The following is a 13652-nucleotide window of genomic DNA, read 5'->3' on the forward strand; positions in this document are numbered from 1 at the left end:
CCAGTGAAGGAAAAAGAAAGAATGCTGACGAACCCTACCCTCGACCAGATGCAGGCCCTCGGTCTGGCCGGCATGGCTGCCGCCTGGCGCGAACTGGCCGAACGCAACAACGCCAACGAGCTCAGCCGTGACGAGTGGCTCGGCCTGATGCTCGACCGCGAGGTCGCCATGCGGGCCGACAAGCGCGTCCGGAACCGGCTCGCCTCAGCCAGGCTGCGCTTTCCCGAAGCCTGCATCGAGGACATCGACTTTGCCGCGCCGCGCGGACTCGACCGGCGCAGCACCATGGCGCTCGCCCAGGGCGAATGGCTGAAAACTCATGAGAACCTGATCGTCACCGGCCAGACCGGAACCGGCAAGTCGTGGCTGGCCTGCGCCTTCGGACGGCAAGCGGCACGGCTCGATCATTCCGTGCTCTATGTGCGCGTGCCGCGCCTGTTCGAGGATCTGGCGCTCGCTCGTCTCGATGGCCGCTTCCCACGCCTCATCGACAAACTCACCCGCGCGCAACTGCTCATCCTCGATGACTTCGGAACTCACAGCCTCACCGACCAACAGCGCTTCCATCTGTTCGAAATCGTCGAGGAACGCTATCGCCGCAAATCCACCCTGATCACCGCCCAGCTCCAGGGCGACGCGGGCCTTCCGTAACGAGACGAGCAGCCGCTCCAGTAGGCCTTCATCCAATTCGGATGCTAGGCCCGAAACCCCGGTCGTGCTCAACGATCCGGTCCTGTATCGACACTACGGTTTCATAACGAGCTACAAGGCTCGTGAGGACTTCCTGATGATCGGAGGTCATACGCTGCCCGTTCTGGGCAAGGAGCGGGCATCAAGCTTAAGGCGTTCATAAAGAACGGCCTCATCGAACTCGCCGTCCGAGAACAGTGCCATTACGCTCACGCTCAGGCGCTCCGCCTGCATGCTACTAACGGAGATACCTGCCTCGGCGCAGACACGATCAAAGACCTGCTTCAACAAAGCCAGGTCGCTGGGATAGGCAATGCCACTCATTGAGCTGGTGTTACTGACCATAGCTGTTCCTCCCATTAGGGCGGAAGCGTGGCCGTCGCTCAACGGCGATGCCCATGATGTAAATCGCCGATGGAAGCAGGCTACTCCGATTCATGCGGAGAGTCTGGGAAAGGGCTGCTAGAGTTCTGCTCACCGAAGTCGCGCCTCCCGAGACAGAACCCAAGCAGCGATCCTTGGTCAATTCCTAAAGATATCAAGAGTTGGAAACGTACCAAACAGAGGATGGGGATGTTTGGTATTCAGTGAGGCGCTTTCTATGGACACGCTCAAGTGGCTTCTCAGCTGCTGAACTGCGGCATGCACTAAATCGCCACCTGTGTCCCGATCTCGACGACGCGTCCGGTCGGGATCTGGAAATATTCCGTTGCGTCGGCCGCCGTGCGCGCCAGCCCGATGAACAGCTTGTCCTGCCAGACCGGCATGCCGGAATTGGGCGAGGCCTTGAGCGAGCGCCGCGACAGGAAGAAAGAGGTCGTCATGATGTCGAACTTCCAGCCCTGCTTGCGGCAGATCGCCAGCGCGCGCGGGATATTGGGCTGCTCCATATAGCCGAAGGTCAGCGTCACCCGCATGAACAGCTCGTTGATCGTTTCCATCTTGACCCGGTCACTGTCGGGCACGACGGGTTGTTGCGCCGTCACCACCGAGAGGATGACATTCTGTTCGTGCAGCACCTTGTAGTGCTTCAGGCTGTGCATCAACGCGCTCGGCGCGCTGGCGGGATCGCTGGTCAGGAACACGGCCGTACCGGACATCAGCTGCGGTTTCCTCTTCAACAGATTGCCTGCAAGGGAATCGAGCGGAATCTCGTTCCTGCGCGTCTTGTCGAATAGATACCTGGTGCCTCTCATCCAAGTCCACATGGTCATCACGATCACTGCGGCAATGGCAAGCGAGGCCCAGCCGCCTTCGAATACCTTGACGATGTTGGCTGCAAAGAAGCCGGTATCGATGAAGACGAACACCGCCATTAAGGCTATCGCGACGCCGAGCGGCCATTTCCAGATGCGCGTCATGACGACATAAAGCAGTATGTTCGTCACCAGCATGTTGCCTGTCACCGAAATGCCGTAGGCCGAGGCAAGCTTGCTGGATTCGCCAAAGCCGACCACCAGCAGCATCACCACGAGCGCCAGTAGCATGTTGACGCGCGGCATATAGATCTGGCCGGATTGTCTTTCCGACGTATGCAGGATTTCCAGGCGCGGCAGCATGTTGAGCTGCACTGCTTGCCTGGTCAGCGAGAAAGCGCCGGAGATCACCGCCTGGCTGGCGATCACGGTCGCCGCCGTCGCCAGCACCACCATCGGGATAAGCATCCGGCCTTCGTTCATCTCGAAGAAGGGATGACCGACGACACCGCCATTCGCCAGCACGAAGGCGCCTTGCCCGACATAGTTGAGCAACAGGCAAGGAAACACGATGGCCAGCCAGGCAAGCACGATCGGCTTGCGCCCGAAATGGCCGAGGTCGGCATAGAGCGCCTCAGCGCCGGTGACGGCGAGAAAAACCGCACCAACCGTGACGAAGGCGACTTCGGGCGAGTTGATCAGGAATGACACGATATAATGCGGGCTGATTGCCAGCAGGATTTCCGGGTCGTCCATGATGTGGTTGAGGCCGGAAAGGCCGATGGCCAGGAACCACAGCGCGGTAACGGGCCCGAACACCAATCCTACGCCGCCGGTGCCAAACCGCTGTACCGCAAACACGACCGCCAGAATGGCCAGTGTCAGCGGCACCACATAGGGCTGGAATGTCGGCGTGACGACATTCATACCTTCGACCGCCGACAGCACCGAGATCGCCGGCGTAATGACTGCGTCGCCGAAAAAAAGCGCCGCGCCGACAATGCCGATGCCGAGGATCACCGCCGAGCGCGTCGGGAAACTGTTGCGCGCCAGCGCCATCAGCGACAGCACCCCGCCCTCGCCGCGATTGTCGGCACGGAGCACGAACATGATGTATTTGATGGTGACGGTGATCGTCAGCGACCAGATGATCAGCGAGAGTACGCCGAGGATGTCGCCACGGTTGGCGACGTTGCCACCGGCCGATGCGTGCAACGCCTCTCGGAATGCATAGATCGGGCTGGTGCCGATATCGCCGTAAACCACGCCCAACGCGCCCAGCATCAGCACCTTGGTGCTGTGCTGCTCGACCTCAGAATGGCTCGATTGTTCGACAGGTTCTGCCTCGTTACCAGCATTGGTAAGGGCCATGGACGACACTCCGATAAGCGGGCGGTGCTCTACGCTTGCTGCACTGCAATATCAAGTGCCGTCACGTAATGTCTGCGCTCGGTATTGCCTATCGCTCGTCGGCTTCGCAGACTCGTCAGCCCCGAAGCGGCTTGGGAATTTTTGCGAGACTATGCTGAAGCTCCGGGAGCAACGATGCCCAGAGCCAGTATCGGATCAGGTCAATGCTCGGGCGCGCGAGCTCAGATGCCGAGAGCTTAAATTAACGCTGTAGCCGTGTAACAGACTGTGTAACAAATGCCGCGAAAAGCTCAATATTTTCAGGGACGTAAGCGTCAAGTCGAAAGACGCTCTCGCCGCCATCTTCAAGTGGTAAGGGCGATCAGATCTCGGGGAAATTGGAGGCAGCAGCGGACCTGCGACTTGCTCAACGCTCCGCTTCTGAGATAAGGTTGGGATGCGATGGCATTGAGCGAATAGAGCGATATCCGGGAACCGAACCAATCCACAGAAATATTTTGTTGGTATTTTTGTTGGCTATCCCTGCTCTTGTGTGGGTGTCAACTATTTGGAAACAAAGCCAGATTTCCTTCGCTTCGAATCCGCCTCTGGGCACCATCACCTTCTTAAGGTGTTGACGCAGCTGAAAAACTAGCAAAATTATATGCTTAGGCCTGCCCGAGTGCTACACACGGGTGTTACACATGGTCCTTGCTATGAGCCGTCCTGTCAAACATCGTAAGACCGGCGTTTACTGGTTTCGAAAACGCCTACCGGCGGACATAACCGCCCTCACAGGCCGAAAAGAAGTTAACAAGACGCTAGGGACAAAAGACCCTGAAGAGGCCAAGCGAAAATACGCAGAGGTACTTGCAGAGTTCGAAGCTGATTGCTCGCGAATTCGACTCGGTTCCGCTGACAGCGAAGTGAGAAAGCAATTCACCGAGGGAAGCGCCTCCCCGGCACGTCCCATCACCGACCGCGAGGCGCACTCCCTTGCCCAGAAGGTGCACGATGAATGGCTTGCAAAATTCTATGACAACCCCAGCGAACAGCTGCACTGGCATCCTGACTACTACGATGGCATGTGGACGGATTATCCTTTGCCCTCGACCGATCCAGTTCCGGGAGTAGAAGGAATCTCTGACCCGATCCCGGGATCGATGCCGATCGAGAACATCTTTTGGAAGTCGATGAGGGCCGGATGCATCAGCAGGGCCAAAGACATCCTTCTCGAGAATGATTTTCCAACCGATCCATGGAGCATCACGAGAACCGCGCGGGCTGTCGGCGCTGCTTTCCAAAGAGCCAGCTTGACTCTGCAAAAGCTTGAACGCGGGGAATATGAGTCAGAACCGCGGCCAGCCGGTCTAGCTCATCGTTCTGCAGTATCTCGACCAGCGGACAGTCGATCAATTAAAGCGACGAGCGCAACGACGGAATCTGATTCAGCCACACTAATGGAGTTGGTTGAAGGTTGGTGGAAAGAAAACAAAGCCGCTGGCCGGAAGCCGAGCACCTATGAGAGCTATCGGAGTGCGTTCGCCTATCTTGTCGATTTCCTTGATCACGACGATGCATCTAAAGTGACAGCGAAGGACGTGATCGCATTCAAAAATCATCGGCTGAGCACCCCCTCTCCCAAGACCGGTAAAATGGTCTCGGCCAAGACCGTCAAGGATAGCAATTTGTCGGCCTTAAAAGTTGTCTTTGATTGGGGAGTAGCAAACGGGCTGGTCACGCATAATCCTGCGGCAGGCGTGACCTTGAAGGTAGGGAAGACGGCGCGGCTTAGGTCGAAAAGCCTTTCCGACGAGGAAGCCAAAGCTATTCTTTTCGGCGCTATGTCACATCAACAGGGCCAGGAAAGTCCGAAAACCTATGCTGCCAAGCGCTGGATTCCGTGGCTGTGTGCGTTTACGGGAGCCCGAGTCGGCGAACTGGCGCAGTTGCGGAAGCAGGATGTGTTCATACACGATCGCACTTGGATAATCCGTATTACGCCCGAGGCGGGAACGGTCAAGACAAACGAAGCCCGAGACGTACCCCTCCACCAAGAGCTAGTCGACCTTGGCTTTACAACCTTCGTGCAGGAGGCACCTAATGGTCACCTTTTCCTGAACGTCAGCTCCTCAGAAAACGTTCGAGGAGCTCTGCGCGGGCTAAAAAATCGCCTCGCCGAATTCGGACGCAGTTTCGTCTCCGACCCCAACGTCGCTCCTAACCATGGTTGGCGACATCGTTTTAAGACAGTCGGGATGGAAGCCGGTATTCCGCCACGCATTCTTGACGCAATTCAGGGGCAGGCCCCCCGAACGGTTGCTGAAACTTACGGCGAGGTCACTTTGAAGACGATGGCAGCGGAGATTGAGAAGTTGCCCTTCTATCGCCTGCGGGCTCAGGAACCGAGTCCAGCCTCGCAGTTGGAGCAGTCGAACGCGCCTGCATAGGCTTGATCCTTTGGCCAGACGGCCAACCGACGGCGGATCGCGGACTACAAAACTTTTTCGTGGCGAACAGCTCGGCCGCTCCTCCTTTAATTACACCGATCTCTTGAATACCCGGCTCGCAGCCATCTTCTTGAGCGTCAAACCCAAGACGTTGAAGAACCGGCGCGTTCGCGAGGGCGGCCTCCCTTTGTTCGTATCGACGGCACTGTTGCGTACCACGTCTCCGCCGTGCGAGCTTTTAACGAAGTCGGTCTGCGTTCGAGCACCTCCGACATGGGAGAGGCGCAATGGGAATCCTCGAACACAGAACCTACAAGAGGCAGAGCGGGCGTCTAGAAATAGTGCCAAGTCGCGACGAAAAGATAGCCGCCCTCCTCGAAAGCCAGTTTCCAAACCACGAGGCGATTCTGTGGGCAGTAGGGCTTGCCGATGAGAAGCACGGCCCGAACGCTCAGTTTAGAGAAGATTGGCTGAATACGGTCGCCGAGCCTATCAGTCTTGAAGGCGTCTGGAACCCGTCCGATGACAGCGAGAGCCCGAACGGCGAAACGAGGCTTTCTCAAGCCGACGCCGAGCGGCTCAAGCGAATGCTCGAACCCCTCTTGGAGGAGGAACAGCGGCTCCGCTCACTGAGCCCTGCCAAGCTGGACGACCTCCACGAACATCTGCTCGACCAAGGCAGGTTCTTCTCAAAAGAGTCCGCCCGGCCCGACTACGCGCGTTGGCGCGGTCTCAAGGTGTGGTCGGCCCAGGAAACGGTGGCGCTGTCCCTCGATAAGGAACCCCTCTGTGTCAACGCCCGCAGCTTGAAGCAGTTCAAGAAATCGCCTTTCGCTACCGAATTTCGGAGGCGTCTCGCTGAGGCGAACAGAGCCATCAAACTCGGCGAACTCCGGGGGGCATATCGCGAGGCGACTTGAAATTGTTGTTCTCTCGAATGGGCGTCGAAATCCCTGCAGGCTTCGTCACCAACCGACTTGCCACCGTTGAGGATGACATTGCGGATGAACCAATGCGCGAGAGCACCAAGCGCGTCCTCGAAACACTGATACTCGTTATGGCAGTAGAGAAGTACGAGTATGATCCTAGTGCCGATGACCAAGGACACGTGTTCCAGGCGATCTGCGACGCCGCTAAAGCGAATGGTTTGTCCCTCGCGGAGAAACCGTCCCGAACAAGCTCAATGCAGCGTGGCGACGCTTCTTCTCGCGCAAAGATCTCGACGGCAAGCTGCAGGAAATCAAAAAGCGGTACGACGAGAAGGCTGTTCGGCGACTGAAAAGCAGAAAGTAAGTACCTGCCGACAGCCACCACCCTAGCCGCCATCTGTGCCATCTGAGCGACCTCGATCAACGGAGGGCCAGATGGCACAGACTCACTAAACAGCGCTTCGGCCGGGATATCCGGCTGTTTCCTACACCAGAACTGCACCGGCAAAAGCCTAGCCCTGTAAAGGTTGGGTGAGGCGTAGCCATGCGCAAAATTCGGAGACGTTATATGGAAGAAATTACCGATATCGGGCCTGCTTTAGAAATGGTCCTGACCGAAGTTGTCTCGACCGACGAGACGTTCGTCACCACGAGGGCCTATGAAAATATCTGCATGATGGAGACGTCCTTGGCGGAGGATTACTCCTTCCGCTTGCCTGATGCAGACGACCTCATGGAGAGCCTAGTCTATCCCGAGACGTCGTTCGGCGGCGCAATGGGCATCGTTTCTTATAATCGCCACCTCGCCCACATGTATGTAATGGTCGTCTCGATGATGATTTCCGAGGGCACGAAAAGCACTTCGCTCATTGGATTTCTTCGCTTGTTGGTGGCGGGTGGTCTTTCCAACCTTCTTACTGTCAAGAGGGAAGGCGGGGATGTGTATTTGATCGGAACGCCGGAGTTTGAGCGCATACATCAGGTCCGTCTGCACGCCAGGATTCCCTATCCCCAATAGCTACTAAGAGGACCGGCGACCTGACTGATCGCCGGTCCTTTTTTGCCCATTGGGTCTTCCCGTCCCTGTCTGATCGGACGCCAAATGACGATCTCCCAATTCATCTACGACCACGAGCTTGATATTCGCGATCGGCTGAAGGCCATCGTGCCGGAAGCGGCGGCTGCGGCAAAGGCGGCCGGGCGTCGCCATAAGGGCAATGCATCCTTTGCAAGGTTTTCCGTTGCCGGGCTGGCAACGAAGCAGGCCAACGCCGTCGATGACGTTAGGGCCGCTGGTCTCGACGTTCGCACGTACAAGTCTGCCATCCATCAGGGTTTCGACAGCCTCCACCACGGTCCGGCGAAAAGCGCCGCCTGCGTCTATGAGCGCTTCCGCGCCCGGCTGACGGTCCTGACGAAAATCGCACCGCTGTTCGCCGACGGCGAGAATGTGCACACCGTCGCGCTGGCTAAGATCGCCCACCGGCAGCCGGTTGGATCACTTGACCAGTTTCGGCCGACGGCCGCCCTGAGGATGGTCAGCACGATCCATCGGGGGCTGAAGGAGCGTGGGGTCGCTTCCAAGATCTTCGGCATCGTGGAGGTGTCGCTGATCGAAGAGGACGGTGCACGGCTCTTCGAGCCCCATGTCCATATGATCATCGAGGGTCCGACGTACGAGGAGCTATCGGCGGTGGTTCCCCGTCGCCCTCGCCACAGCTCTAAAATTGAGCCGGTCTACCATAGCGGGGGCTCTGGCTTGTACTTTTCGAAGTTCGAACCTGAAGAACGGTCCGGCTACGAGGATAGCCGCGGCAACCAAGGTCGGCAGCGCAACCGGATGCAGGCATCCGAGCGCGCCGAATGGCTTGCATGGTACGCGCAGCACGGCATGGCCGAACTCATGATCCTCAGGGGCTTTCAGCCGGGTTTGATGAAGCAGTTCATGACCGCCGATTTGCGCGAGCTGGTTCGCGAATTCCTCGGAAGACGACGTCGGGGGCGTGGTTGAAGGCTTCAATGGGTATGGAAGAGCTTCGCTCTTGATAACTGCAATTGGTGACGAGTGACGCCGAACCCCGATTTAGGCGAGGCTCACAAAACAGGTGGGAAAGGTGGTAAGGTGGGAAATCCGGAGCAAGAGATCCACGCAAATCAGCAAAAAAGGCGGACTGAACAATTAGCAAATGGTCCGCGCATTCTCGACAAGGTGCGTGACCAAGATGGCCGTATCCACTATCGCTACGGGACGGATAACATCGCGCTGTGGTTCTCGGCCGAAGATCTCTTCGATAACCCGAGGAAGGTCTTCGGCGCTCTGGTGAAAAGCGGATTCGGCTTTCATTCGCGCAAACCCCAAGAGGCAATGTTGGCTGCGTTGGATGAATATCCGACCATACGCGAAGCTCTTGTGGCCAGCAGCCCGGGCTGGGTGAATGACAACATCTACGTGTTCGGCGACGGTACGCTCATCCGAGAAGACGGCCTCGACAGCGAAATTCTGATCACCTTCGAACCTGACGGTCGGTTTACGCCGGTTGGGGAGCTTGCGGCATGGAAGACCGGGGTCGAAAAGATCGTTGGCGGCGAACGACTGGCGACCTTTTTGCTGAGCTACGCTTTCGTTGGCCCGCTGTTGCGTTTTGCCCCTTCTTACATCGTCAACCCTTCTGTCGAGCTTGTAGGGGAACCGGAGTGCGGGAAAACCACATTCGCGATCCTGGCGACGAGCGTCTACGCAGGAGACCCGACCAGCGACGTGGGAGGTGGCGATAGTTTCAACTTTAGCGAGATGTCATTCGACGACCTACGAAGGCCCCGCCGCGATTCGATGCTTTTCCTTGACGAGCAAAATGAAATGGACGCGTCGCTCAAGTCGTCAGGCAAGATGGCGTTCAAACACTCATCGTCTTCGGGCCGACGCAGGCCGGGGAAGGAACCGGACAAAGGCGTCAGGGTGGCCCTTCTAACAACAGCGAACGAAGCATCGAAGGACGCAATGAAGGCTGCAGCTGATACTGTTGCTGCCGTAGGAAGCCGTACCTGCACCATTGCGTTTGAAGGTAAGATCATGAAGGTCTGTCCCGAGGGGTTCTCGGACCCGCTGGAGGCCATGAACAAGCTGAGGGAGTTCTGCAATCAGCAGTATGGCACAGCGGGGCGCAAGTTCGTGACAGCTGTGGCAAAGCAAATCAAGGATAACGGGGCGGACGCTCTTCGGGAACAAATTAGGCTGTTCGTCGACGAATTTCGGTCCTGGATTCCATCCAGCAAGGCACCCGCCCGCGTCGTCAACACCTTTGCTCTCACCTATGCCGCAGGTCGGCTCGCCCGCAAATGGGGAGCGCTTCCTGCTTTTGAGCAGTCGGTTGCCAAGGCCGTGCGAACTATTTTCGATCTAGCCAGCTCAACGACGGCCGCGCCCGAACCGAAGGACATCAAGTGGGCGTTGAAGCGCACTCGATCAGTGATCGAGAAGAACGCGGACAGGACAAAAGACCTGAGCGCAGGTGTCGGCCTTCTTATGTTGGGGCCGCCATTTGCGTATCGCAAGACCGTCAAGAAAATGGTGACTTACTATGTCCCCACCAAGAACTTACAGCGCGCATTGGGTCCGGACTGCCACCTCGTTCTTCAGCGGCTTAGAGCTGCTGGTAAGCTGAAATCCGAAGGCGGCAAGAACCCGAAGCTCTCAATCAAAGCGCCGACGTTTGTGCCGTTGAGTGGTCAAAGGGTTTATTGCATTACGCTGTGAGAGCTGGTCTCGGGAGCGGGATAGCGGGTACATGGTTCAAACGCGCCACGTTGAGCCACGGGTCCGGCCGAGGCCGGGAATTCACGCCATGAGCGCAATGAAAGGGCATCGCCGGGCTGAAGCAAATTCTACTGCCTTTCCGAAGTGCAAACGTCCAAAATTTACAATCCAAAAATAATATACGAATAAACAGCCCCCGTTATGCAATCCAAACCGTTCGACGAATCAACATGCAAAGGCTACACGAACGGCATGACGCCCGAAAAATTCATCGCCAAGTGGAAGGATTCGACCCTCAAGGAGCGGTCGGCTTCCCAGTCCCATTTCAATGACCTTTGCGACGTACTCGGGGTCGAAAAGCCCACGGATGTCGATCAGAAAGGCGATTGGTATTGTTTCGAACGCGGTGCCTCGAAAACCGCAGGCGGGGAAGGCTGGGCCGACGTATGGAAGCGCGGGCACTTCGGCTGGGAATACAAAGGAAAGCGGAAGGATCTGACCGCTGCCTATGCCCAATTGCAGCAATATGCCGTCGCCCTGGAAAACCCCCCGCTCCTGGTCGTGTCCGATATGGACCGGTTCGTTGTCCATACAAACTGGACGAACACCGTTTCCGAGGTCCACACGATCCAGCTTGAGGACTTGAAGGACGCGGGCAAACGCGACCTTTTACGGTGGGTTTTCACCGATCCCGAGCGGCTGAAGCCGTTGAAGACGATCGACGCCCTGACGCGGCAAGCCGCCGACAAATTCGCGGGGTTGGCTATCCGCCTTCATGAGCGGGGACACGATCCCCACCAGGTGGCGCACTTCGTCAATAGGCTTGTTTTCTGCATGTTCGCCGAGGACATCAATCTCCTGCCCCGGCAGCTTTTTAGTCAGTTGCTCGACAAGGCCTTCCACCGGCCCGACATCGCCCAGGGCCTCCTGGAACAATTGTTCGGGGCCATGCGGGCGGGCGGGCTTTTCGGAATCGATGAAATCGAATGGTTCAATGGCGGGCTGTTCGACAATTCCTCCGCCCTGCCTCTCACCCGCGACGACCTGAAAACGATCGGCGAGGCCGCAGCCCTGGATTGGTCGGACATCGACCCCTCGATTTTCGGCACGTTGTTCGAGCGCGGGCTGGATCCTGCCAAGCGAAGCCAGCTCGGCGCGCACTATACCGATCCCGAAAAGATTATGATGATCGTCCGGCCAGTCATTCTCGATCCGTTGTGGCGGGAATGGGAAATCGTAAAATCGGCGATCGAGAAGCCCCGTACTTCAGAGAAGCGCAAGCGCGATCTTTTAGGGGGCTTTCTTGAGCGCCTGCGGCAATTCCGCGTCCTCGATCCCGCCTGCGGCTCGGGAAACTTTCTCTATCTTGCCCTGTTGGGGCTTAAGGACCTTGAACACCGCGTCAACCTCGACGCGGAAGCCATGGGCTTTGGACGCCAGTTTCCGACCGTCGGGCCTCGAGCAGTGAGCGGCATAGAGCTAAATCCTTACGCCGCCGAGCTGGCACGCGTCACCGTGTGGATCGGGGAAATTCAGTGGATGCGAAAGAACGGGTTTGACGTTGACCGAAAGCCCGTTCTCAAACAACTTAACAATATCGAATGCCGGGATGCTATCCTGAATCCTGATGGCACGGCCGCCGCGTGGCCGTCAGTGGATGTGATTATCGGAAACCCGCCCTTCCTCGGTGCCAAGCTCATGAAACGCCGCCTTGGCGTCGAGACGACGGATGCTATCCGCAGCGCCTATGACAAACAACTGCCAGGCTTTACCGATCTCGTTTGCTACTGGTTTGAAAATGCCCGGGCGGCAATCGAGGCGGGAACAGCGGCCAGGGCAGGTCTCGTGGCGACAAACTCGATCAGAAAAAACACGAACCTTCCCGTCTTGCACCGCATTGCAGCGACGACCCAGATTTTTGAAGCCTGGAGCGAAGAGCAATGGACGGTGGACGGCGCAGCGGTGGACGTATCCCTGATTTGCTTCGGCCAGGTCAACGACCGGCCGACAAGACTCGATGGCCGCGTTGTAAATGGGATCAATCCTGATCTGACAACCGGCCTTGATCTGACAGCAGCCAAAGCGCTCCCGGAGAACAAGGATGGGGCATTCCTCGGCATCCAGAAAAGCGGCCCGTTCGACGTACCGGGCGCAGTTGCCAGAACTTGGATGAAAGAACCGTCGAACCCCAATGGACGGCGCAACTCTGAAGTGCTGAAGCCCTATTGGAATGGCGACGACCTCACCAGCCGACCCCGCGACGTATGGTTTATCGACCTCCCTCTTGGGCTGAACAAGGCGGACGCTGCCTTGTTTGTGAGGCCCTTCAATTACATTGCCTCGACACTGGATGAAGATGGCAAAACAGTTGAGCAACTGCGGGAAGCCAGCGGTAGCACAAGCGAAAGTTATCCATGGTGGCAGCCCTGGCGGCCGCGACCCGAAATGCGCGCCCGGATTGAGCAACTAAGCCGTTACATCGTGACCGCCGAAACGGCCTCGCATCGAATTTTTATCTGGCTTTCCTATCCCGTACTTCCCGACAAAAACCTGATCGTGATCCCTCGGGAAGACGATCTGATGTTCGGCCTGCTCCAAAGCCGCTTTCATACAGTGTGGTCTCTCCGCAAGGGGTCCGATCTGGAGGATCGGCCGCGATACACGCACACCAGCACGTTCGCTACCTTTCCCTTCCCGAAGGGAATGACCCCCGCCGATCCGGTTCCGTTCTCGCGAGCGCTACAATCGGCGGCGGCGATTGAAAAAGCGGCGGCCAGGCTCAATGAATTGCGCTGTGCATATCTCAATCCAGTGGACCAGGTGACGAAGGTGCCCGAGATCGTCCCAGGCTTTCCCGACCGCCTGCTACCGAAGGATCAAGCCTCTGCTCAGGAACTTGCCGGACGAACTCTAACCAACTTATACAATGAGCGGCCCGCCTGGTTGGACAATGCACACAACGCGCTCGACGCCGCCGTTGCCAAGGCGTACGGCTGGCCCGCCCATCTTCCGGACGAGGAAATTCTGGCGCGTCTCCTGGACCTGAATTTGCAACGCTCGAAGTCGTGACCAGTCGCAGGGGCCCTTCCATGGCCAGGCGGCCCTGGACCCTCTCCGGATCGAGCGCCGCGCCGTGGCAGAAGGGGCGTCACACCCCGGGATGACGGGCCGTATCGCCTAGCGGGGCGTCCGGCCGCTGGCTTAGTAGTCCGCCGCGAGGCGAAGTCCGTGAGGAAGGTATTGAAGGCTACGTTGTCCCAGTGATGCTTAATCGATAGCTGCA

General features: G+C 57.7%; 9 protein-coding genes and 1 pseudogene. 8 read left to right on the plus strand and 2 right to left on the minus strand.

Translation table 11 applies throughout. The annotated features are described in order from the left end of the window. Positions 1-21 precede the first annotated feature (21 nt). Positions 22-627: pseudogene (locus EJ078_RS10635) on the plus strand (ATP-binding protein); the annotation flags it as partial. Positions 628-798: 171 nt separating this feature from the next. Here EJ078_RS10635 and EJ078_RS10640 read toward each other — a convergent pair. Both EJ078_RS10640 and EJ078_RS10645 read right to left on the minus strand, forming a co-directional pair. After that, positions 799-1035: a hypothetical protein gene (locus tag EJ078_RS10640; RefSeq protein ID WP_091600251.1), complete on the minus strand. Its 237-nt coding sequence runs from the start codon at positions 1033-1035 to the stop codon at positions 799-801. Between the two features lie 302 nt (positions 1036-1337). Continuing rightward, positions 1338-3257, minus strand: a complete 1920-nt coding sequence (locus EJ078_RS10645; RefSeq protein WP_127403476.1) for a potassium transporter Kup — start codon at positions 3255-3257, stop codon at positions 1338-1340. A gap of 683 nt (positions 3258-3940) precedes the next feature. Between EJ078_RS10645 and EJ078_RS10650 the strand changes: the two genes are divergently transcribed. From EJ078_RS10650 to EJ078_RS10680, 7 genes are all read left to right on the plus strand, one after another. Next, complete coding sequence (locus EJ078_RS10650; RefSeq protein ID WP_208721417.1) at positions 3941-5686, plus strand: DUF6538 domain-containing protein; 1746 nt, start codon at positions 3941-3943, stop codon at positions 5684-5686. Between the two features lie 287 nt (positions 5687-5973). Then, positions 5974-6606: a hypothetical protein gene (locus tag EJ078_RS10655; protein ID WP_208721419.1), complete on the plus strand. Its 633-nt coding sequence runs from the start codon at positions 5974-5976 to the stop codon at positions 6604-6606. Further along, positions 6603-6965, plus strand: a complete 363-nt coding sequence (locus tag EJ078_RS10660; RefSeq protein ID WP_208721425.1) for a hypothetical protein — start codon at positions 6603-6605, stop codon at positions 6963-6965. Before EJ078_RS10655 ends, EJ078_RS10660 begins: the two co-directional genes overlap by 4 nt. 218 nt (positions 6966-7183) lie before the next feature. Further along, positions 7184-7633, plus strand: coding sequence for a hypothetical protein (locus EJ078_RS10665; protein WP_208721427.1), 450 nt, complete (start codon positions 7184-7186; stop codon positions 7631-7633). A gap of 84 nt (positions 7634-7717) precedes the next feature. After that, positions 7718-8626: a hypothetical protein gene (locus EJ078_RS10670; protein WP_208721429.1), complete on the plus strand. Its 909-nt coding sequence runs from the start codon at positions 7718-7720 to the stop codon at positions 8624-8626. Positions 8627-8737: 111 nt separating this feature from the next. Further along, positions 8738-10369 carry a DUF927 domain-containing protein gene (locus EJ078_RS10675; RefSeq protein ID WP_208721431.1) on the plus strand — a complete coding sequence of 544 codons (1632 nt, stop codon included), beginning with the start codon at positions 8738-8740 and terminating at the stop codon, positions 10367-10369. 201 nt (positions 10370-10570) lie between these two features. Next, positions 10571-13438: a DNA methyltransferase gene (locus EJ078_RS10680; protein ID WP_245459197.1), complete on the plus strand. Its 2868-nt coding sequence runs from the start codon at positions 10571-10573 to the stop codon at positions 13436-13438. Positions 13439-13652 lie beyond the last annotated feature (214 nt).

The sequence above is a fragment of the Mesorhizobium sp. M1A.F.Ca.IN.022.06.1.1 genome (assembly GCF_003952605.1).
Taxonomy (GTDB): domain Bacteria; phylum Pseudomonadota; class Alphaproteobacteria; order Rhizobiales; family Rhizobiaceae; genus Mesorhizobium.